Genomic DNA, 19,664 nt, shown 5'->3' on the forward strand with positions numbered 1-19,664 from the left:
GTGGGCGTTCGGCGTAGTCGGAATCGGATCCTGCTGCGGTGGTTCAGGTCTGGGCGTCGAGCGCCTCGAGTGATGCGAGGATGCTCTGAACCGGGATGCGGCCGGAGGCGACGAGTTGGGCTCCGTTGCGGCGCAGGGCGGCCGCGAAGGGTGCGGCCCAGGTGTTCTCGTAGACGACGATCGCCGCCGAGCATCCCGGTTCGAGAGCCGCACCGGCCTCGCCGAGGTCGGTGTCGTCGAGCAGGCCGGTGGCCGCCTCGGCGAAGAGGGTCACGTCGATGTCGCCCTCGAGTCCGACCTCGGAGATGTCGATCCCGCTCAGCGAGCCGTCGGTGTCCTTGCGGACGAAGGCGAGGTCGAGCACGCGGATGATCCCGCGCGCGACGAGGTCGCGCAGCAGCGGCAGGGCCGAGCCGTCGGGCTGACGGTCTGCCGGGAACTCGACGACGAGGTAGTCGATGGGACCTATTTCGTCGATGTCGGCATCGTTCACGGGTATACCTCTTTTCGCTGTACCGGGAACGGGGTCGTCGGGCCGTGTCCACCCGCGTCGACTCGGTGGCTGGTGCACGCGACCGACCCCGGCAGCCACCATCCTGCTCCGCTCGGTCCCGGAATGCCCTCGCTTCGGTCGATGTGGTGACCAAAGGCCTCTCGCATCCCTGGAATGCCGGTCGTCGGGCGGTCGAGGTCCGGCGAAGATCATCAACTCTATGCGAGGCGGCCGGTGGCGCGCGCACAATACCGTACGTCGGGCCGAATCGAAGGGAAGGCGATTGGCATGTCCCAGGACACGAGTGTCAAACACGATGTGGCGGCCGGTACCTCCATGGGCGCCGCGATCATTCTCGTCACGATCGGCATCCTCCAGGTCTTCCAGGGGATCGCCGCCGTGGCGGAGGACGAGTTGTTCGTCGTCGGGATCGAGTACACCTACAAGTTCGACTTCACCACCTGGGGATGGATCCACATCGTGCTCGGTGCGGTGATCGCTCTGGTGGGTTTCGCGCTGTTCACCGGCGCGACCTGGTCGAGGGTGGCGGCCATCGTGCTTGCGTCGCTGTCGATTCTCGCCAACTTCATGTGGCTGCCGTACTACCCGTGGTGGTCGGTGCTCATCATTGCGCTCGATGTGGTCGTCATCTGGGCGGTGGCCACGTGGAATCCGCGCCGGGACTACTACTGACCGCGGCACCGCCGGGCCGGGGCGTCGCCGATGACCGACGGTGAGGCCGGGCCGAGCCTGCCGGGGGTGGGGGGCCGCCGGTTGCTGTGGCTGGCTGTGCTGCGGCCGGCGCTCACCACGATCGTGTTGTTGATCGCGTACTTCGTGCTGCCGTTCGAGGATTTCGACGATGTCTCGGCCGTGGCAGTGCTCGCCGGTGGGTTCCTGGTGGTGTGCGCCGTGTGCGCCTGGCAGATCCGGCAGGTGCTGCGGTCACCGTACCCTGCCGTGCAGGCGATCGAGGCGCTGCTGCTGACGGTCGCCGTCTACCTGGTCGGGTACGCGACCGCGTATCACGTCCTGTCGTACAACGTTCCGGAATCGTTCGACGTGCCGCTCTCACGGATCGATGCCCTGTATTTCTGCGTGACCGTTTTCGCGACAGTGGGTTTCGGAGACATCGTCGCCACCACCCAGGCCGCGCGGGCGGTCGTCACCGCACAGATGGTCGGCAACCTCGTCCTCCTGGCGCTCGGCCTCCGGTTCCTGACCGCCGCCGTGAAGTGGCGCCAACAGCAGAAGAAGACGTGAGAGGGAGAACCTGATGACCGAGACCTCGAGAAGCGAGCCAGTGGTCGAACACCCCACCAGGGAGGAGCGGGCGGAACGGGGGCGGGCGGCCCGCAGCCGGACCCCGCTGTCCGCGCTCGCCGAGTTCGATACGAGCCGTCGCCCCGATCCGCTCGACCTGTTGGAGCGGCAGGCGACGTCCCGGGTGCCGGAGCTGGTTCCGGTGCGCTACGGCCGCATGGCAGAAACGCCGTTCTCCTTCTACCGGGGTGCGGCTCTGGTGATGGCGGACGATCTGTCCCGCGGGCCGACCACGACCGTCCTCACCCAGCTGTGCGGGGACGCGCACATGAGCAATTTCGGAATCTTCGCCACCCCGGAACGCAAGCTGACCTTCGACATCAACGACTTCGACGAGACCTACCCCGGCCCGTTCGAGTGGGACGTCAAGCGACTGGTCACCAGCCTCGTGATCGCCGCGCGGGACAACGGTTTCACGGGCAAGCAGCAGGCGCGCATCGCCCGCGCCTGCGCAGCGGAGTATCGCGAGACGATTGCCCGGCAGGCGGAGCGGGGAAATCTGGCGGTGTGGTATTCGCACATCGAGCCCAGCACCGAACTCACGGAACTGCGCGACGAACTCGACTCCTCCATGAAGAAGCGCCTGCGCAAGACGCTCGAGAAGTCGCGCCACCGGGACAGCGTCCAAGCGCTCGCCAAGTTGACCGAAGTGGTCGACGGCCGGCGCCGGATCATCAGCGCCCCGCCGCTCATCGTCCCCATCGAGGAGGTCCTGCCCGACGCGGACGCCGACGAACTCTACGCGGATCTGCACCAGCGCCTGCGTGACTATCGGTCGACGCTCCAGTGGGACCGGCGGGTGCTCCTCGAACAGTTCGAGTTCGTGCAGGCGGCGCGCAAGGTGGTCGGTGTCGGCAGCGTCGGAACCCGGGCCTGGATCTTCCTGTTGCGCGGCACGGGTGACGACGACCCGCTCTTCCTGCAGGCCAAGGAGGCGCAACGGTCCGTGCTCTCGTACTACGTGGACGGGCCCACGTTTGCCAACGAGGGCGAACGTGTGGTCAACGGCCAACGTTTGATGCAGGCGGCCAGCGACATCTTCCTCGGCTGGCAGCAGGGCCCCGGACCGGACGGCGTCCGGCGAGATTTCTACCTGCGTCAGTTGCGGGACGGCAAGGGCTCGGCGGTCGTCGAGGCGATGACTCCCACCGGAATGACGCTGTACGGGCGGCTGTGCGGACGGGTACTGGCGTATGGGCACGCCCGATCCGGCGACCGCATCGCGATCGCCGAGTATCTCGGTTCCGGCACCGAATTCGACGACGCCATCACGGCATTCGCGATCGCCTACGCCGAACAGAACACACGCGACCACGCCGCACTCCTCGGTGCGATCTCCGAGGGGCGGATCACTGCCCGGCGAGGTATCTGATCCTGACGGACCATCTCACCGAACGGGAGGTCATGCCTCTTCCAACGCCTCGCCGATTCCCTGGAGGAGGCGGTGGTGATGCGCCTCGGCCAGAAGGTGACCCGCGGTGAGAGCAACTGCAACCGGCCATTCGAGGAGCTCGAGGGCAACCAAGGTGCCGATACCCGCGAGGTAGGCGAGCTGCTCGGGTGGCGGAATGCTGATGCGGCCCATGATCGGCAGGTCCAGGACGAGGTGTTCGGCTTCGCGCAGCCGTTCGAGGGCGGGCCGAGGCGCTGTCGCAGCTGACGTCGTGGCAGTCATGGGAGCCTCTTTCACTGTCGGTTCTACGGACGACGTTCCCTCCCCGTCCGTACTTGCGGATTCTGCTGCCATGTCACTGCCGGATCGGTGGGGCCGGAGTGGCGCGATCGGCCCTCTGCGGTCCGGGCGGCTCCCCGACGGTGCGCACGCCGTCGGGGAGCCGATTCGTGTTTCGGCCGCAGGGTCAGCGCCGGTCTCTGCGGTCCTCTCGTCGATCTTCCCGGCGGTCGGAACGACGGCGGACTCCGTGGGCGACCACCGCCGCCGTCGCGACGGTCGTGGCCGTACGAGCCACGGGCGCGGGTCCGATCACCGCGGCGCGACGCATACGCCTGGCTGCGAGGGGCATGTCAGTCTCCTTCTTGTTCGTCGGCCTCGATTGCGGCCAGCAGGGCTTGTACGGGGATGCGGCCGCTGGCCACCAGCTGTCCGCCGGCCCTGCGTACCGCCGATGCGAACGGCGCGGCCCACAGGTTCTCCCACACCAGCAGGGCCGCGGTGCTGCCGGGCTCGACGGCCGCGGCGACCGCTTCGACGTCCTCCTCGCTGAGCAACATCGCCAGCTCGGCTTCGTAGGAGCGGAGCGCGCCGATCTCGCTCTCGTCCAGGTCGGCGAGCTCGAATGCTTCGAGCGATCCGTCGGCGTCCTTCTTCAGCAACAGCAGATCCAGTACACGCACTGTTCCGCGTTCGACGAGGTCGTCGAGCGCGGGTGCGATCTCGCCCCTGAACCTGCTGCCCGGGAACTCCACCACGATCCAGTCCACCGGACCGAGTTCGTCGATGTCGCCGCCGAGTTGTTGTTGGACTTGTTCGGTCATCTTGTCATCTCCTCTGCCGAGCTGCCGTCCGTGGAATACCAAGGGCGACAGATTGTTCGTGAGTTCCACGTCCGACGGGCGGTCCTCTACGAGCCGCTTCGTCTCGGATGGCCGGCTTGTCGAAGAGTCAGATGACGACCTGGCACGTCGGTCTGCCGGTGTTTTCCGACAGAGTCGACGCTAGACCTGATGGCCGCGCCCGGAAAGGGGATCCGGTGAAGGCCGCTCGATCCGATGACCTACCGTGCCGGAAATGGACCCGAGCAAGGCAGATCGGATGTTCCGGACACAGATCCGGTGCCGCGCCGTCTACGCCTCGTGTGCCGGCTGCTGTTCGGGACGGGGGTGACGGCGGAACCATGCGGCGTACCGGTCGGCGAGGGGGGCGGCGGTGACCCCGTGGGCGAGGACCGACAGGCCCACGGTGACGACGGCGGTGAGCAGCAGCAGGTCCTCGTGGGGCAGGGTACCGGGTTCTTCGAGAATCAGGATGACGAAGACGATGGTGGCCAGTCCGCGGGGGCCGAACCAGCCGAGGAAGGCAAGGGTCGGGGTGCGGGCGTGGGTGCCGAGCAGCGACAGCGCGACGGGGACCATGCGGACGACGGTCAGGCTCAGCACGGCGTAGGCGAGCGCCGGCCACGACAGGTGTCCGAGGGCCGGGCTGAGCAACACCGCCCCGAAGACGATGAACGTGACGGCATTGAACACATCCCCGGCCTCGTCGATCAGGTGGGAGACCTCCCCCTCGGCGCGGCGCCGGATCGCCCCGAAGGTCAGCCCGCCGACGAACGCGGCGATGAATCCCGAGCCGCCGAGGGGCACGGCGACGGTGTAGGCCAGCGTGGCGGCGGCCACCGGCACGATCTGAACCCATAACGGGTCGATCGTGCGGTGCCGCCCGGCGAGGATCAGCACCGCCGCCGCGACCGCCCCGGCACCTACCCCGGCGACGATGCCGTAACCGATCTGCTCGGTGACCAACCGTACGGCTGCACCGCCGCCGATTGCCCCGGACTCGGCGCGTGCGATCGCCAGCACGATCAGGAACAGCGGTACGCAGATGCCGTCGTTGAGGCCGCTTTCGACGTTGAGTCCCTGGCGCACCCGCGACGGCAGGATCGGCAGGGTGACCACCGCCTGCCCGAGAGCGGCGTCGGTGGGCGCGAGGAGCACGGCGAGGAGCAGCGCCTCGGGCCAGGAGAGGTCGCCCAGCACGAGCACCGCGGCGGCGAACCCGGCCGCGATGGTCAGCGGTAGTCCTACACCGAGAAGACGTGCAGGAAGTGAGATCTCGGCTCGTAGAGCGGTCGGGTCCACGCGGGCGGCGTCGGAGAACAGTACGAGGGCGAGGGTGACCTCGGCGAGAAGTTTCACCGTTTCGCTGGTGGCCTCGATGTCGATCAGCCCGGCAGCCTGTGCGCCCAGCACGAGGCCGCCGACAGTGAAGACCATCGGGGCCGTGATGGAAGTGCCTGCGACCCGTCCGGAGATCGCCGCGAATACGAGCAGGATTCCGGCGATCGCCGGAAGCGCCCAGGTCACGATGCCGACTCCGCGGGCGGAGGACGATGGGCGGGTGCGTCGGCCGGCCATTGCTGCTGCGCGAAGGGGCCGAGCATCGCGTCGAGATCGTGGCGTGCGCACGCCAGTTCGAGCGTCGCGCCGTTGTCGTGCCGGAAACGAACCGCGACCGGGTCGTCGATCCGCTTGACCGTTGCCGGGTCGATCTCCGACGGTCCGCTCTCGACAGCCTGGATTCCGCACAGGCTGGTGCGGGCGAGGAACGGGTTGCCGCCGTGGAGTATCAGGACCGCGTGGATCCAGTTTCCGACGCCGGTGATCCGGGAGAACTCCGACTTCAACCCCGGAACCTGACCGGAGACGATCCGGACCTTGCAGCCGAATCCGCCGGGTAGGTGCTTGATCCGGTGGCGTCCGCGCAGCAGAATGCCGAGAGCGACCGCACAGAACCACAGCGGAATTCCCAGGAACGTCAGGATGATCCAAATCATGAGCCGGATCCTTCTCGCCTCGCCGCCAGGGGTCTTTGGGACCGGTTCGACCGGAGGGGCGGCGTGGTCACATTCTGCCGAATCCGAGACATCGTGCGAAGAACTTCGGCGGATCGGACCGTTTGCATGTTCGGCGATTCGGCCGGGCGGTACGCTCGAGATGCCGGAGACCGACAGGTCTGCTCGAGATCGGGAGCGTCGCCATGGCAAGGACCCACCACGGAAAAATCGCCGTCGACATCCGCGACTCCGTCCCGGACTGGGCGCCGTATCTGCCTGCGCAAGCGCCCGAGGGCGCCCCGAACGTCCTGATCATCGCATGGGACGACGTCGGGTACGGCAGCATGGACATCTTCGGGGGCCCGGTCGAGGCACCCACCATGCGCCGCATCGCCGACCGCGGTGTGAAGTACTCGAACTTCCACACCACCGCGCTGTGTTCCCCGACGCGGGCGTCGCTGCTGACCGGGCGTAACGCGACGACCAACGGCATGGCGACCATCGCCGAGTTCAGCTCCGGGTTCCCGGGCATCTCCACCCACATTCCCTTCGAGAACGGGTTCGTCTCCGAGGTGCTGGCCGAGCAAGGGTGGAACACCTACTGCGTCGGCAAGTGGCACCTGACCCCGGGCGACGAGACGAACATGTCGGCGGTCAAGGCCCGGTGGCCGTTGGGCCGCGGGTTCGAGCGGTTCTACGGCTTCCTCGGCGGCGAGTCGAGCAGCTGGTACCCCGACCTGGTGTACGACAACCATCCGATCGACGCCCCCGGCACCCCGGAGGACGGCTATCACCTGTCGAAAGACCTGGCGGACAAGGCAATCGAATTCATCCGCGACGCCAAGGTCGTCGACCCGGACAAACCGTTCTTCATGTACCTGGCCCCGCAGGCCGGGCACGCCCCGCATCACGTGTTCACCGAATGGGCCGACCGGTACAAGGGCAGGTTCGACCAGGGCTACGAGGCCATCCGTGCCGAGATACTGCAGCGGCAGAAGGACCTCGGGTTGTTGCCCGAGGGCACCGAGCTTTCCCCGATCAATCCGCACGGGGAGCCGGCCACCACCGGACCCGACGGACAGCCGTGGCCGCTGCTCGACACCGTCCGGCCCTGGGACTCGCTCACCGCCGACGAGCAACGCCTGTTCGTACGGATGGCCGAGGTCTTCGCCGGCTACATCTCCTACACGGACGATCAGCTCGGCCGGGTGATCGACCTGCTCGAAACGACCGGCGAGCTCGACAACACCCTCATCGTCGTGGTCTCCGACAACGGTGCCAGTGGTGAAGGAGGGCCGAACGGATCGTTCAACGAATGGCGGTTCTTCAACGGGATTCCCGACACCACCGAGGGCACCCTGCCGCACCTCGACGAGCTCGGCACACCGCTGTCGTACAACCACTACAACACCGGCTGGGCGTGGGCCTTCGACACACCGTTTCCGTACTGGAAGCGCTGGGCCGGCTACGAGGGTGGCGTCGCCGACATGTGCGTGCTCTCGTGGCCGGCGCGGATCGACGCCTCGGCCGAGCCCCGCCCGCAGTACGTCCACGCCGTCGATGTCGTCCCGACGATCTACGAGTTGCTCGGCATCACCCCGCCCGAGGTCCTGAAGGGGTACACCCAGAGTCCGCTCGAGGGAGAGAGCTTCGCGTCCTCGCTGACCGATCCCGCAGCGCCGGGCAAGGCCGTGCAGTTCTACGCGATGCTGGGGCAACGCTCGCTGTATCACGAAGGGTGGCTCGTCTGTTCCGTGCATCCGCCGCTGTCCGGGTGGGGCCACTTCGACAAGGATGTGTGGGAGCTGTACCACCTCGCGGAGGACCGAGCGCAACTGCACAACCTCGCCGAGGCCGAACCCGAGCGGCTGGAAACCCTGAAGAGCCTGTGGTTCTACTACGCCGGCCGCTACCACGGGCTACCGCTGGACGACCGGAGCGCGCTCGAACAGGTGCTCGCCGAACGCCCCCGCCCGGGAAAGGCGCGAGACCGCTACGTCTACTACCCGGACTGCGCGGACGTCCCCGAGGCGGCCGGTGTCGCCATCACCGGACGGTCCTACACGATCGTCGCCGGAGTCCACGTGGACTCGGCCGATGCCGAGGGCGTCCTCTACGCCCACGGCGGCCTGGCCGGCGGCCACAGCCTCTACGTCAAGGACTGCCGTCTGCGCTATGCCTTCAACTGGGTCGGCACGCACCTGCAGACCGTGGTCGCCGACCGGGACATCACTCCCGGTGCCCACGTGTGCACCGCCGAATTCGCCGTCGCCGGGAAGAACACCGATCCGGCGATGCCGGGCTTCGCCGGCACCCTGACCCTCTACGTCGACGATCAGCAGGTGGCCACCGGTGAGATCGTCACCCAGCCGGGGGTGTTCTGCCTCGTCGGTGACGGTATCTGCGTCGGGCGTGACAGTGCCTCTCCGGTCACGCCGGACTACGTGTCCCCGTTCCCGTTCACCGGGGGAACGATCGACAAGGTCGTCGTCGACGTTTCCGGCGAACGCTATGTCGACCACGAGGCGCAGGTGCGGGCCTGGTTCTCGATCGATTGACCGGCGCTGCTCAGCGGCCGCGCACGATGCAGCGGAATCCGATGTGGCAGGTGGAGGTTTCCGCGCTTTCCCCCTGCCTGGCTGCGGGCCGGTAGCGCAAGCAGTAATTGGGGGCGCAGAGGTGTGATCCGCCCTTGATGACCCGCAGGGGATGGGCCTCGGCACCGGTCTCCGGCGCGAGCGTGCGTGGGTTGGCGGGAATGCAGCACGCCGTGGCGGGGGCGGTGTCACGTCCGTCCGCCCCGTGACGAGCGGTGAAGTAGTCCGTCGTCCATTCCCACACGTTGCCTGCCACGTCGACCAGGCCGTAACCGTTGGGCCGGAAGCTGCCCACCGGGGACGTGCCGACGTACCCGTCTTCGGCGAGGTTCTGCCACGGGAACTCGCCCTGCCAGGTGTTGGCCAGGTACCGCCCCTTCGGGGTGTACTCGTCGCCCCACACGAACCGGGCCCGATCCAGGCCGCCGCGGGCCGCGAACTCCCACTCGGACTCGGTCGGCAGCTCCTTGCCCGCCCACCGAGCGTAGGCGAGCGCGTCGTAGTGAGACACGTGCGTCACCGGATGGTGTTCGCGGCCGCCGGCCGAACTTCCGGGGCCCTCGGGATGCCGCCAATCCGCACCCGGCACCCACGACCACCACCGGCGGTAGTCGTCGAGGGGTACGCGCCGAGCCGGCGGGGTGAACACCAGCGACCCGGGTACCAGCAGCGCCGGGTCGGCATCGGGATAATCGGCGGGTTCGGGCGCGACCTCGGCGGTGGTGACGTGACCGGTGTCCTTCACGAAACGCCGGAACTCGGCGACGGTCACCGGATGAATGTCCATCCAGAATCCGTCCACACTCACCTGGTGGACCGGACGCTCCTCGGGATAGAACTCCTCCGACCCCATCCAGAAGGTTCCGCCCGGAATCCAGGTCATCTTCTTCGGTGCTCGACCCGCCGACGCCGCTGGCTGCATGCGTCGAGTATCTCGGAACCGGCTCGCTGCGGGCGGGTCCTCGGGATGCCGCGCAGGTCCGCGCAGGTCCTGGCCTGTCAGACCTGCATTCCGGTCTGTCCCGCGGATGCCTGTCCCAGAGCCGTGGCCTTGAGTTGCTCGAACTCCGCTTGGGTGATCACTCCCGAGTCGTACAGCGCCTTCGCATCGGCGATCTGCTCGGCCGGGGACTTGCCGGCCACCTGCCGGATGTACTCGTCGGTGGCCTGCTTGGTCTCCTGCTGGGCACGCATCGACCGCTCCGCCATGCCGCGGCCCCGGGCGATCAGATACACGAACGCGGTCAGGTACGGGATGACGACCAGCCCGATCACCCAGAGGGCCTTGGCGAAGCCGGAAACGGTGTGATCGCGGAACAGGTCGACCAAGATCTGGAACAGCACGATCAGATACGCCACGAACGCGAACACGATGATCGTGTACCACACGTAATCCCAGAACGAATCCATGATGTGCACCTCCTGTGAGCGGCTCCGGCGATGGACCGAACCTCCGCGATATCGGGCGACTCACATCGAGAATGACACCCCAACCGGCGTCTCCGCAGGGGATAAAGACCTTGAAACCCGCCCCGACCCTGAAACCCACCGTCCCCCCAGGTGTCCACGACACGAAGACGCCCGTACGCGGGCCGGGCCCGCATCCGACACGAACGCGGCGCGACCTGTGTCCGTTTCGAGACGTGCTCGCGGTCGAAGCGGTGATTCAATGGTGAGATGTGCAGATGGATGGCATATTCCGGCGACCCGATCCTTGCTGAGGATCTGCTGTTCCGCCCGCAGCACTCGCTGATCGATCAGAGCCTGCATTCGCGCCTCGGAGCCACCACCACCAACGGTGATGGTTTCGGCATCGGATGGTACGGGAGGGGGCCGGAGCCGGCGGTGTTCAAGAGCATCGATCCGGCCTGGAACGACCGGAACCTGCGCGAGCTCGCCGCTCAGGTGGAGACACCGCTGCTGTTCGCACACGTGCGGGCCTCGACCGGGACACACGTCCAGCGCAGCAACTGCCATCCCTTCCGGCACGGGCACTGGTTGTGGATGCACAACGGGGTCCTCAACGGGTTCCGGGAGATCAAACGCGAGCTCGTGCTGGCGGTGGATCCGGCGCTCTACCCCGACATCGAGGGCTCGACCGACTCCGAGATGCTGTTCTATCTCGCGCTGACGTTCGGTCTCACCGAGGACCCGTTCACTGCCGTCGCCCGGGCTGTCGGATACGTGGAGAAGATCGCGCACGCCCATGCGGTCGAGCACCCCGTGCAGATGACCGTGGCGACCACGGACGGCGAGTCGATGTGGGTGTTCCGTTATTCCAGCGAAGGCAAGAGCCGATCGCTGTTCTTCTCCACCAAGCTCGCCAGGCTCCTCGAACTGCATCCCGAGGTGGAGGTGCTGCACCAGCTCGGTGCCGAGACCCGCTTCATCGTCTCCGAACCGCTGCGCGATCTGCCGGACGCATGGAACGAAGTACCCGAGTCCTCCGCGGGCGTGGTCCGACCCGGCGAGGACGAGATCCGGCCGTTCCGGCCGCTCGCACCGGTGTAGGCCCGGCGGAGCAGAGTCTCTGCGTCGGGCCGGGCGAATACCGAGGCAAGTACCGGGTGCAGACCGTGCCGGGAGACAGGGGGACTTCAGGTCCTCGTCCCCCGATCACCCGAATCGAGCGATGACCTTGTGCCCTACGCCACAGGCCCTCGTCGGCGGAACACTGTAGTCAAGTAACTGCAGGAGTTTCGAGATGAACGCAGAGCAGCCCCTGGCCCTCCGGTTGTGGCGCCGCGCTCCGTGGAGCGGCAACCCGCTGATGCGACGATCCGAGCGAGTCGAATCCGCACTCGTTCTGGTCGTCGCGATGTTCGTGCTCGTCATGGTTCCCCTCGCCGCCGCGTACGGGACGGCGACCTACGCGCGGGTCGGCCAGCTTGCGCTGGAGGAACGTCTGGAACGCCACCAGGTGACGGCGATCCTCCTCGAGGAACCGGGACCGATGGGTGCCGGTTCGATGACGGACACTGCGACCCGGGGTCCGGGGGACCCGGACCGAGCGACCGCGCGGTGGGCGACCGGGACCGGCGAAATGCGCACGGGGAAGGTGGAGACGCCCTTCGGTGCGAAGCCGGGCGAGACGATCGACATCTGGATCGATTCGATCGGTGATCCCGTCGCCGCGCCCAGGACCGGCTCGGACGGCGTCGTGGCCGGTGTCAGTGCCGCACTCACGGTGTGGGGGGTGGGCTCCGGCATCGCCCTGCTGCTCCTTTACGGAGTTCATCGCGTCGGCGTGCGGCGGAGGATGTCGGCATTGGATCGCGAATGGAACGAAACCGGACGGAGCCCGGGATGGACATTGGGTTGACCGCCCCCGGGTCTGCGGGCCGGGGGTCTGCGGACCGTCCTGCAGCGCACACGGGGATGCTCGGCAGCGCGGAGAGGATTCCTCGATCCGGTTGCCGGACAAGATGGTACGCGGGGAGGGCGAGATGAGTGACTGGGTCTGCCGGTTGGTGGTGTCGCCGGGGTCCGGCGACAGTCCGGCTCAACTGCATATGGTGCTCCGCGACGATCTCACGGACGTGGAGGTGCTCGCCCGTGTCCTCGGCCTGGTTCACGAGTTCTATGGTCCCGGCGTGCAGGTCGACGACCTGAAGCCCGAGTCCTGGGCGCAGACCCGATCTGCGTCCCGGATCCGTTCACCCGACGGATGAGAAAACGGAGGCGTACGGCAGGTCGTTTTGCGACAGTTGCACCGAGCTACATCACAGGGAAGGGGATTAATCGTGTCCGAGGATATGCGTGTCGGTCAGGGCGGTGTGAGCCACGGCAGCGCGGGCGGGAGCAGTGCCGCCGAGGGGGGCGTCAAGCAGGGGATCGCGGCGGGCACGTCGATCGGTGCCGCCATCATTCTCACCACCGTGGGTATCCTGCAACTGCTGCAGGGCATCGCGGCGGTGGCGGAGGACGAACTGTTCGTGGTGGGACAGGAATACACCTTCAAGTTCGATTTCACCGCCTGGGGTTGGGTTCACATCGTCGCGGGTGCTGTCGTCATCCTGGTGGGCATCGCTCTCCTCACCGGAGCCACCTGGGCGCGAGTCGCGGCGATCGTCATCGCGGCCCTGTCGATCCTGCTCAACTTCATGTGGTTGCCGTACTACCCGTGGTGGTCGATTCTGATCATCGCTCTCGACGTGGTGGTCATCTGGGCGGTATCGACCTGGAATCCACGACTGGACTACTAGGTTCGACCGGCGGCCGGCATGGGGTGATCGCTCCGGATCGGCCGTCGATCGGCGCGATGTGAAGGGGCGGGACCGTCTCGTGCCCTCGGGAGCACGCTTCGTCTGTGCCGCCGTGCCTCTGTCACCGAGTGGAAAGAGAAGACGATGGACAGCGACCTTTCGCGCAGCGGCACGGGCACCGCTCCGCTCGACACCGCCGAGCGGGCCGAACTGGAGCGGTTGCGGGCAGAGGTGGCCGCGCTGCGCGCCCGGACGGCGGCCGTGCCCGAGGCCCCGGCGGCGCCGCCTCCCGCGCCGCGTCCGCCGCGGCACGCGCTGCGCTGGACGGCGGTGGCGCTCCTGACCGTGCTGGTCGCTCTGCTGGCGATCACGTCGGTGACGGCGCGATTCGTACGCAGTGAAGTCCTCGACACGGACCGGTACGTCGCCACGGTGGCGCCGTTGGGTTCCGATCCCGCGGTGCAGACCGAGATCGCGGGCACGATCACCGACGAGATCTTCGCGCGGGTCGATGTCGAAGGGCTCACGGCGGACGCGCTGACGGCCCTGACCGGCCTGGTGCCGGCGACCGCGGACGCGCCCCGCGTGGACCGTGCGGTGGAGGGCCTCGCGCCGGTGATCGCCGGTCAGGCCCGCAACTTCGTGTACGAGACGGTGCTGTCGCTGGTGCAGACGGATCAGTTCGAGGATCTGTGGATCCAGGCCAACCGTGCCGCGCACACCGGCTTGGTGGCGGTGGTCACCGGCAATGTCGGTCCTTCGTCGGTGACGGTGGACGAGAGCGGGACGGTCAGCATTTCCCTGGGTACGGTCATCGACAACGTCCAGGCTCGTCTGCTGGATCGGGGATTCACCTTCGCCGAGAAGATCCCGGACATCGACAAGCAGTTCGTGTTGTTCCAGTCGCCGGAGCTGGTCAAGGCGCAACGGGCGGTCAGCGCACTGGACACGGCGTCGGACGTGCTGCCGTGGCTCACGATCGCCGCCGCCGTGGCCGCGGTGGCCGTGGCTCCGCCCGGCCGTCGCCGTCGCGCCCTGGCGTTCGTCGGGGCGGCGCTGGTCGTGGGGATGCTGATCCTCGCGATCGCGCTCATCGTCGCCCGATCGCTCTATCTCGACGACATTCCTCCCGACGTGCTGTCCCCGGACACCGCCACGGCGATCGTCGACACCGTGCTGGTGCCGCTGCGGAACGCTCTGCGGGCGGTGGCGGTCCTGGGCCTGGTGATCGCGGTCGGGGCGTACGTGACCGGGGGATCGGCCTCCGCGGCTGCCGTCCGCCGCGGGTTCGGGCGGGGCATGGACGCGGTGCAGCGGGCCCGCAAGCCGCGGCCACCGAACCAGGTGGAAGCCGGCGCGTACCGGGCTCGGACCGCGTTGCGGCTGGCAATCATCGGCATCGCCGCGCTGATGCTGATGTTCTGGCGCTATCCGACCGGCCTCGTGGTCGTGTGGGTCGTTCTCGGTGCTCTGTTGGCCCTGCTCGCGCTCGAGGTGCTGATCCGACCGGCCCGCGCCTGGGAGCAGCCGACGGAGGGCGCGATGTCGGCACCGCCGACGGAAGACGCGACGTCGGCACCGCCGACGAAGGACGCGACGTCGGCACCGCCGACGAAGGACGCGACGTCGGCACCGCCGACGAAGGACGCGACGTCGGCACCGCCGGCAGACGAACAACCGACGGAGAAGATCCCGGGCTCGAAGACCGGGGCGTGAGTCCGATGGATACCGTTCCCGGCGACGAGGTGCCGCCGTCGCGCACGTGGTGGGCTCGGGCGGCGTTCGTCGCCGTCTTCTGTGCCGCCGCCGTTCCGGTGATCGTCGAAGGCCTGCGCGGAGCCGTCGCACTCCTGGTCGTGAGCGTGGCAGTGGCGGCGGTGACGGTCGCGGCTGCGTACTGGTTCCTCGCGACCCGGGGACTGCTGCGGGTGCTGTCTCTGGGCCTGGCGGTGCTCGCACCGCTCGTCCTGCTCGTGTTGTTCGTGCGAGAGCGCCAGCTCTGGGTCGTGCTGGTGTCGGCTGCGCTGGTGCTGCTCGCCCTGGTGTGTGCGAGGGCGGCGCTGCGATCCGACGCAGAGCACGGGATGCCCGAGTATCCCGCCGCGCCGGTCCGCCGGCCGTTTCTCGTGATGAATCCCCGGTCCGGCGGCGGCAAGGTCGTGAAGTTCGATCTGCAACGCAAGGCCGAGGAGCTCGGTGCCGAGGTGGCACTGCTCGCCGGACCGGGCCCGGTCGACGTCGAGGTCCTGGCCCGGCAGGCGGTGGCGCGTGGCGCCGACCTGCTCGGTGTCGCCGGAGGCGACGGGACACAGGCCCTGGTGGCGGCGATCGCGGCCGAGCACGGTCTGCCGTTTCTGGTGATCAGCGCCGGCACGCGGAACCACTTCGCCCTGGACCTGGGACTGGATCGGGAGGATCCGGCCGCAGGCCTGGATGCGCTGCGGGACGGTGTGGAACTCCGCGTCGATCTCGGCAGGATCGGCGGACGGGTGTTCGTCAACAACGCCTCGTTCGGCGTCTACGCCGACGTGGTGCAGAGCCCGGAGTACCGGGACGACAAGGCCGGGACGGCGCTGCGGATGATGCCCGATCTGCTCGCCCGCGACAGCGTCACCCGGCTGCGTGCCCGCATCGACGGTGACACGACGGTGGAGGGTGCGCAGGCCGTCCTGGTGAGCAACGGCCCGTACGCGACCGACGACCTCGCGGGGTTGGGACGCCGGCCGCGTCTGGATCGCGGGGTGCTCGGAGTGGTGGCGATCTCGGTGACGGGCGCCGGGCAGGCAGTCGGCCTGCTGCGCCGTGCCCACAGCCGGGGGCTGGTTCAGCGCGCGGCCACCGAGGTGGTCGTCGACGCGGAGGCGCCGGAGATACCGGTCGGCGTGGACGGGGAAGCGTTGATGTTGCCCACGCCTGTGCGCTGCACCGTCGAGCCGCAGGCGCTGCGGGTGCGGGTGCCCCGGCACCGTCCGGGAACCCTCGTCTCGGCACCCACCTGGGACTGGGTGCGGCTCCGGGACCTGGCCTGGCGGCCTCAGCGCTCGTCGTCGGTCTCGTCGGGCCTGCGCTGACCCTCGCCGGGCCGTGCGCCCACCGGCCGGCGCGGTAGCGATCCGGTGCCGAACAGTGCGGCGACGGTGATCAGTGCCGTGATGGCGAAGGCCACCTGTAGGGCCTCGAGCCGCGCGTCCGAGTTGACCTCGACGATCGCATCCGCGGTGGCCTCGTCCACCCCGGCCTCGTCCAGAGCACCCTCCAACTGGGTGTCGGACAGGAACGGCACCCCGGCAGCCATGTCCGTGGTGGCCTGCTGTTGCACCGATTCCGGCACGGCCGGGTTGTTCTCGATGCCGGCGATGACGGAGGTGGTCAGGGTGGCGATCAGGATGGAGCCGATCAGGGCGGTCCCCAGTGACGCGCCGAGATTGGTCGCCGTGTTCTGCAGACCACCGACCTCGGCGCTCTGCGAGTCCGGTACCGCGGACACCGTGACCGCACCGAGCTGGGAGGCCAGCGCGCCCAGTCCGAGACCCATCAGCAGCATCGGGATCGACACGACCGCCGCATTTGCGCCGGGATCCATCCCACCCACGAGGATGAGGATGCCGACGACCATGATCCCGAGGCCGATCCGGACGATGCGCCGGGGATTCGCCTGGGGTCGCAGCTTGGGGATGCCGACGGCCGCCAGGACCAGAGCGATCGACAGCGGAAGGATCCGCACACCCGTCTCGAGCGCACTGAGTTCGAGGACCACGGACAGGAACAGGGGGACGGAGAAGAACACCCCGGCCTGAATGAGGAATTGGGCGAAGAACATGCTCAGACCGCCGGTGAGCTGACTGTTCCTCAGCAGCGCGGGGTCGACCAGCGGTTCGCCGCCCGTTTTCGCCAGGTACGTCTCCCGCCGCAGGAACAGGTAGAGCACGAAGAGTCCACCCAGCAGCAACCAGATGACGGGGGACAGACCCAGGATCGCCGGTCCGCCGGGTTTGGTTTGGATCCAGCCCCATTCGCTCGAGCGCAGCACGCCGTAGACGAACATTCCCAGGCCGGCGACCGACAGGAGCGAGCCGACGAGGTCGAGCCGGATCCGCTGCGGTGGAATGTCTTCCACGCGACGCAGCGCGAGCAGGATCAGGGCGACGATGACGACCTCGCCGAAGAAGACGTAGCGCCAGGACGCGAACGTGGTCACCGCCCCACCGAGCAACGGCCCCACCGCGACTGCCGCGGCACCCGCCGCGGCCACCAATCCGTAGGCGGCGGGGCGGCGTTCGGCGGGGAAGTTCGCCGCGACCAGGGAAACGATGGCGGGCATGATCAGGGCGGCGCCGATGCCCTCGAGCAGGGACCAGCCGATGAGGAGGACGGTGAGATTCGGCGCGATCCCGGTGACGAACGACCCGGCTCCGTAGATGATCAGGCCGAGCCCGAACGCGCGGCGCCGCCCGAGGATGGTGCCGATCTTGCCGCCGGTGATCATCAAGCTGGCCATCACCAGGGTGTAGAGGGTGATGGCGGTCTGGATGCCGGTGATGGTGGTGCCCACGTCCGCGGCCACGGTCGCCATCGACACGTTCATCACGGAGCTGTCGAGCGTCATCAGGAACTGCCCCGCAGCCAGTACTGCGAGCACCAGTGCGGAACCCGAGGCCACCGCCGGCCCCTTCGGCGAACTGTCAAGACTCATGCATCGACCTCTCGCGTCAGACGGGCTCGAGCGGCCGGAACGGCCGGATGTCGTTGCCCGCGGGGCCGACCACGGCGGCGGAGGACTCGGGCATCTCGTTCCATGCGCCCGGCAGATCGCGGAGCGGTTCGGACACGACGAACCGGGCGTCGATGCCCAGACGATGGAACATCTCCACCTCGGGGTGCAGCTCGCGGAGCTTGGCGACCTCGGTGGAGTAGAACAGCGACCGGGTCCGGCCCTCGCTGGAGTAGCGGAACACCCAGATGGTGTCGCCGGCCGTGGTGGCCACGGTCATCTGCACGGGATCGTCGATCCCGCGGTGGCGGGCGACCTTCTCGACCATCCCGACCGCACGGCCGACCGCGGTGAACGGATCGTCCCGGAGACCGAACGTGAGAGCGAGGAAGAACAGCACCTCGGAGTCCGTGGTACCCGCGATGTCCGGGTACAGCGACGGATCCACGGCCATCATCAGTTCCCGCTTGATGTCCCGGAAGCCGAGGATCTCGCCGTTGTGCATCCACAGCCATTCCTCGTGCCGGAACGGGTGGCAATTGCTGCGCTGCACCTGCGTGCCGGTCGAGGACCGCACGTGCGCGAACAGCAGCGGGGTGCGGATCTGCCCGGCGATCTCCCGCAGGTTGTGGTTGTTCCACGCCGGATCGATGCTCTTGAACATCGCCGGTTCGGAACCTATTCCGTACCAGCCGATTCCGAATCCGTCACCGTTGGTGGTGGTGGCTCCGAGATGGGAGTGCAGGCTCTGGTCGATGAGTGAATGCTCGGGCTTGAACAGCAGATCCTCCACGAGGATCGGCTCGCCCGAGTAGGCCATCCATCTGCACACCCGGCCATTGAATCACTCCATCGACGTCGATGCCTTCGTTTCCCCGACTCGGTCGGTGCCCGCGACGGACCTTCGTGCCGCCCTGCTCCGCAGTATCGCGCGCATCACCTCGTCACACCCCCACACGAGCACCGGCAACGGAAGCAGCAGTGCCAGTTGCCACGGCTCGGGCAGCGTCGTCCCGAAGACGTCCTGCAACAGGGGGACGGCCACCACAGCGGCGGCGAACACCACTTCGAACGCGATACCCCACAGCAGGAGCGGGTTGGTGGTGAAGCCGATCTCGGCCAGCGAGGCGTGGCCGGTGCGGGCGGCGACGGCGGTGCCGATCTGGCAGGCGACGATTTCGAGGAACGTCATGGTCGTCGCCTGCTGCCACGTGTGATGCAGCGGGCCGGAACTCGTGTCGGCGCCGAAGGTCCATCCACCCGAGACCAGCGTCAGCAGAAGCAGGCCCATCACGAGTACCGCCGATACGCCGCCCAGCAGTCCCCAGGCGCGGGCCAGCATGGGCCCGTCGATCACCGACTGCGACCGCGGCCGCGGGGGCGCTGCATCAGTCCCGGCTCGGCCGGTTCCCGCCCCAAGGCGAGGGCCGGGAGCGTTTCCGTCCCGAGATCCACGGCGAGGATCTGCATGATCGTGAGCGGGAGCGGAATCCCACCACCGTTGAGCGCGTAGGCGGTCGAGGCGAGGACGGCGTCGAGCTCGTCGTCGGTCATCGCGTCGGCCTCGTCGCCGCCGACGACGCGCAGGCCGCCCTTGCCGATGCCCACGCTCTCGGCGATGCCGCGGGCGGTGAGGGCGTGATCGCCGGTGACGACGATCAGCCGGATTCCGGCGGAATGGCACCGGGCGACGGCGTCCGGCACCTCGGGCCGCGGTGGGTCGATCATCGCGGCGAGACCGAGCAGAGTCAGGCCACGCTCGGCCTCGCCGCGCGTCAGGCCCGCAACCGGCCCGGGGAGGCGACCCGTCGAATCCGAGCATCC

Annotated in this window: 21 protein-coding genes; 10 read left to right on the forward strand and 11 right to left on the reverse strand. The window is 68.2% G+C overall.

Annotated features, from left to right (window positions below; translation table 11 throughout):
* Window positions 1-43: 43 nt before the first annotated feature.
* Complete coding sequence (locus HFP48_RS01125; protein WP_006940473.1) at window positions 44-493, reverse strand: DUF6325 family protein; 450 nt, start codon at window positions 491-493, stop codon at window positions 44-46.
* A 288-nt stretch (window positions 494-781) separates the two neighbouring features.
* Between HFP48_RS01125 and HFP48_RS01130 the strand changes: the two genes are divergently transcribed.
* From HFP48_RS01130 to HFP48_RS01140, 3 genes are read left to right on the forward strand one after another with little or no spacing between them, the layout of a single operon-like run.
* Window positions 782-1,186: a hypothetical protein gene (locus tag HFP48_RS01130; protein ID WP_043798307.1), complete on the forward strand. Its 405-nt coding sequence runs from the start codon at window positions 782-784 to the stop codon at window positions 1,184-1,186.
* 30 nt (window positions 1,187-1,216) lie between these two features.
* Window positions 1,217-1,756: a potassium channel family protein gene (locus HFP48_RS01135; RefSeq protein ID WP_006940470.1), complete on the forward strand. Its 540-nt coding sequence runs from the start codon at window positions 1,217-1,219 to the stop codon at window positions 1,754-1,756.
* Between the two features lie 13 nt (window positions 1,757-1,769).
* On the forward strand, window positions 1,770-3,188 hold the full coding sequence (locus HFP48_RS01140) for a DUF2252 domain-containing protein (protein ID WP_043798309.1): 1,419 nt from the start codon (window positions 1,770-1,772) through the stop codon (window positions 3,186-3,188).
* Window positions 3,189-3,218: 30 nt separating this feature from the next.
* On the opposite strand, the gene HFP48_RS01145 is transcribed toward HFP48_RS01140, so the two are convergent.
* The 4 genes from HFP48_RS01145 to HFP48_RS01160 form a co-directional block, all read right to left on the reverse strand.
* Window positions 3,219-3,491, reverse strand: coding sequence for a hypothetical protein (locus tag HFP48_RS01145; protein ID WP_006940466.1), 273 nt, complete (start codon window positions 3,489-3,491; stop codon window positions 3,219-3,221).
* A gap of 350 nt (window positions 3,492-3,841) precedes the next feature.
* Window positions 3,842-4,312 carry a DUF6325 family protein gene (locus tag HFP48_RS01150; RefSeq protein ID WP_044476165.1) on the reverse strand — a complete coding sequence of 157 codons (471 nt, stop codon included), beginning with the start codon at window positions 4,310-4,312 and terminating at the stop codon, window positions 3,842-3,844.
* 309 nt (window positions 4,313-4,621) lie between these two features.
* The gene (locus HFP48_RS01155) at window positions 4,622-5,857 is read right to left on the reverse strand and encodes a cation:proton antiporter (protein ID WP_168578887.1); all 1,236 of its coding nucleotides are present in this window, start codon (window positions 5,855-5,857) and stop codon (window positions 4,622-4,624) included.
* Window positions 5,854-6,327, reverse strand: a complete 474-nt coding sequence (locus HFP48_RS01160; protein ID WP_168578888.1) for a hypothetical protein — start codon at window positions 6,325-6,327, stop codon at window positions 5,854-5,856. Before HFP48_RS01160 ends, HFP48_RS01155 begins: the two co-directional genes overlap by 4 nt.
* 203 nt (window positions 6,328-6,530) lie before the next feature.
* Between HFP48_RS01160 and HFP48_RS01165 the strand changes: the two genes are divergently transcribed.
* Window positions 6,531-8,885 (forward strand): arylsulfatase, encoded by a 2,355-nt coding sequence (locus HFP48_RS01165; RefSeq protein ID WP_168578889.1) that lies wholly within the window; start codon window positions 6,531-6,533, stop codon window positions 8,883-8,885.
* Between the two features lie 10 nt (window positions 8,886-8,895).
* Here HFP48_RS01165 and HFP48_RS01170 read toward each other — a convergent pair whose 3' ends face one another.
* Both HFP48_RS01170 and HFP48_RS01175 read right to left on the reverse strand, forming a co-directional pair.
* Complete coding sequence (locus HFP48_RS01170; RefSeq protein ID WP_185713434.1) at window positions 8,896-9,807, reverse strand: formylglycine-generating enzyme family protein; 912 nt, start codon at window positions 9,805-9,807, stop codon at window positions 8,896-8,898.
* Window positions 9,808-9,923: 116 nt separating this feature from the next.
* Window positions 9,924-10,334 (reverse strand): SHOCT domain-containing protein, encoded by a 411-nt coding sequence (locus HFP48_RS01175; protein WP_168578891.1) that lies wholly within the window; start codon window positions 10,332-10,334, stop codon window positions 9,924-9,926.
* A 279-nt stretch (window positions 10,335-10,613) separates the two neighbouring features.
* On the opposite strand from HFP48_RS01175, the gene HFP48_RS01180 reads away from it, so the two are divergent.
* From HFP48_RS01180 to HFP48_RS01205, 6 genes are all read left to right on the forward strand, one after another.
* Window positions 10,614-11,435, forward strand: a complete 822-nt coding sequence (locus HFP48_RS01180; protein WP_168578892.1) for a class II glutamine amidotransferase — start codon at window positions 10,614-10,616, stop codon at window positions 11,433-11,435.
* A gap of 193 nt (window positions 11,436-11,628) precedes the next feature.
* Window positions 11,629-12,246: a hypothetical protein gene (locus HFP48_RS01185; RefSeq protein WP_168578893.1), complete on the forward strand. Its 618-nt coding sequence runs from the start codon at window positions 11,629-11,631 to the stop codon at window positions 12,244-12,246.
* A gap of 124 nt (window positions 12,247-12,370) precedes the next feature.
* The gene (locus HFP48_RS01190) at window positions 12,371-12,595 is read left to right on the forward strand and encodes a hypothetical protein (protein ID WP_168578894.1); all 225 of its coding nucleotides are present in this window, start codon (window positions 12,371-12,373) and stop codon (window positions 12,593-12,595) included.
* Between the two features lie 72 nt (window positions 12,596-12,667).
* Window positions 12,668-13,129 (forward strand): hypothetical protein, encoded by a 462-nt coding sequence (locus HFP48_RS01195; RefSeq protein ID WP_168578895.1) that lies wholly within the window; start codon window positions 12,668-12,670, stop codon window positions 13,127-13,129.
* Between the two features lie 144 nt (window positions 13,130-13,273).
* Window positions 13,274-14,845, forward strand: a complete 1,572-nt coding sequence (locus HFP48_RS01200) for a hypothetical protein (RefSeq protein WP_168578896.1) — start codon at window positions 13,274-13,276, stop codon at window positions 14,843-14,845.
* Window positions 14,846-14,850: 5 nt separating this feature from the next.
* Window positions 14,851-16,200: a diacylglycerol kinase family protein gene (locus tag HFP48_RS01205; protein WP_210432830.1), complete on the forward strand. Its 1,350-nt coding sequence runs from the start codon at window positions 14,851-14,853 to the stop codon at window positions 16,198-16,200.
* On the opposite strand, the gene HFP48_RS01210 is transcribed toward HFP48_RS01205, so the two are convergent.
* The 4 genes from HFP48_RS01210 to HFP48_RS31405 are packed head-to-tail and all read right to left on the reverse strand — an operon-like array spanning window position 16,164 to window position 19,568.
* Complete coding sequence (locus tag HFP48_RS01210; protein ID WP_168578898.1) at window positions 16,164-17,822, reverse strand: MFS transporter; 1,659 nt, start codon at window positions 17,820-17,822, stop codon at window positions 16,164-16,166. The two genes, HFP48_RS01205 and HFP48_RS01210, sit on opposite strands and share 37 nt — an antisense overlap.
* Before the next feature lie 16 nt (window positions 17,823-17,838).
* The gene (locus HFP48_RS01215) at window positions 17,839-18,660 is read right to left on the reverse strand and encodes a class II glutamine amidotransferase (RefSeq protein ID WP_168580493.1); all 822 of its coding nucleotides are present in this window, start codon (window positions 18,658-18,660) and stop codon (window positions 17,839-17,841) included.
* Between the two features lie 24 nt (window positions 18,661-18,684).
* Window positions 18,685-19,197 carry a cation-translocating P-type ATPase C-terminal domain-containing protein gene (locus HFP48_RS31400; protein WP_241010955.1) on the reverse strand — a complete coding sequence of 171 codons (513 nt, stop codon included), beginning with the start codon at window positions 19,195-19,197 and terminating at the stop codon, window positions 18,685-18,687.
* Entirely contained in the window at window positions 19,194-19,568 is a 375-nt protein-coding gene (locus HFP48_RS31405; protein ID WP_246872586.1) for a cation transporting ATPase C-terminal domain-containing protein, read from the reverse strand. Before HFP48_RS31405 ends, HFP48_RS31400 begins: the two co-directional genes overlap by 4 nt.
* Window positions 19,569-19,664: the final 96 nt, after the last annotated feature.

The sequence above is a fragment of the Rhodococcus sp. DMU1 genome, assembly GCF_012272955.1.
GTDB classification, from domain to species: domain Bacteria; phylum Actinomycetota; class Actinomycetes; order Mycobacteriales; family Mycobacteriaceae; genus Rhodococcus; species Rhodococcus aetherivorans.

What these genes read in the sequence shown, in the direction of transcription:
- HFP48_RS01130 (WP_043798307.1), top strand. Translation starts at nt 782, where the DNA reads ATGTCCCAGGACACGAGTGTCAAACACGATGTGGCGGCCGGTACCTCC.
- HFP48_RS01135 (WP_006940470.1), top strand. Translation starts at nt 1,217, where the DNA reads ATGACCGACGGTGAGGCCGGGCCGAGCCTGCCGGGGGTGGGGGGCCGC.
- HFP48_RS01140 (WP_043798309.1), top strand. Translation starts at nt 1,770, where the DNA reads ATGACCGAGACCTCGAGAAGCGAGCCAGTGGTCGAACACCCCACCAGG.
- HFP48_RS01145 (WP_006940466.1), bottom strand. Translation starts at nt 3,491, where the DNA reads ATGACTGCCACGACGTCAGCTGCGACAGCGCCTCGGCCCGCCCTCGAA.
- HFP48_RS01150 (WP_044476165.1), bottom strand. Translation starts at nt 4,312, where the DNA reads ATGACCGAACAAGTCCAACAACAACTCGGCGGCGACATCGACGAACTC.
- HFP48_RS01160 (WP_168578888.1), bottom strand. Translation starts at nt 6,327, where the DNA reads ATGATTTGGATCATCCTGACGTTCCTGGGAATTCCGCTGTGGTTCTGT.
- HFP48_RS01165 (WP_168578889.1), top strand. Translation starts at nt 6,531, where the DNA reads ATGGCAAGGACCCACCACGGAAAAATCGCCGTCGACATCCGCGACTCC.
- HFP48_RS01170 (WP_185713434.1), bottom strand. Translation starts at nt 9,807, where the DNA reads ATGACCTGGATTCCGGGCGGAACCTTCTGGATGGGGTCGGAGGAGTTC.
- HFP48_RS01175 (WP_168578891.1), bottom strand. Translation starts at nt 10,334, where the DNA reads ATGGATTCGTTCTGGGATTACGTGTGGTACACGATCATCGTGTTCGCG.
- HFP48_RS01180 (WP_168578892.1), top strand. Translation starts at nt 10,614, where the DNA reads ATGGCATATTCCGGCGACCCGATCCTTGCTGAGGATCTGCTGTTCCGC.
- HFP48_RS01185 (WP_168578893.1), top strand. Translation starts at nt 11,629, where the DNA reads ATGAACGCAGAGCAGCCCCTGGCCCTCCGGTTGTGGCGCCGCGCTCCG.
- HFP48_RS01190 (WP_168578894.1), top strand. Translation starts at nt 12,371, where the DNA reads ATGAGTGACTGGGTCTGCCGGTTGGTGGTGTCGCCGGGGTCCGGCGAC.
- HFP48_RS01200 (WP_168578896.1), top strand. Translation starts at nt 13,274, where the DNA reads ATGGACAGCGACCTTTCGCGCAGCGGCACGGGCACCGCTCCGCTCGAC.
- HFP48_RS01205 (WP_210432830.1), top strand. Translation starts at nt 14,851, where the DNA reads ATGGATACCGTTCCCGGCGACGAGGTGCCGCCGTCGCGCACGTGGTGG.
- HFP48_RS01210 (WP_168578898.1), bottom strand. Translation starts at nt 17,822, where the DNA reads ATGAGTCTTGACAGTTCGCCGAAGGGGCCGGCGGTGGCCTCGGGTTCC.
- HFP48_RS01215 (WP_168580493.1), bottom strand. Translation starts at nt 18,660, where the DNA reads ATGGCCTACTCGGGCGAGCCGATCCTCGTGGAGGATCTGCTGTTCAAG.
- HFP48_RS31405 (WP_246872586.1), bottom strand. Translation starts at nt 19,568, where the DNA reads ATGATCGACCCACCGCGGCCCGAGGTGCCGGACGCCGTCGCCCGGTGC.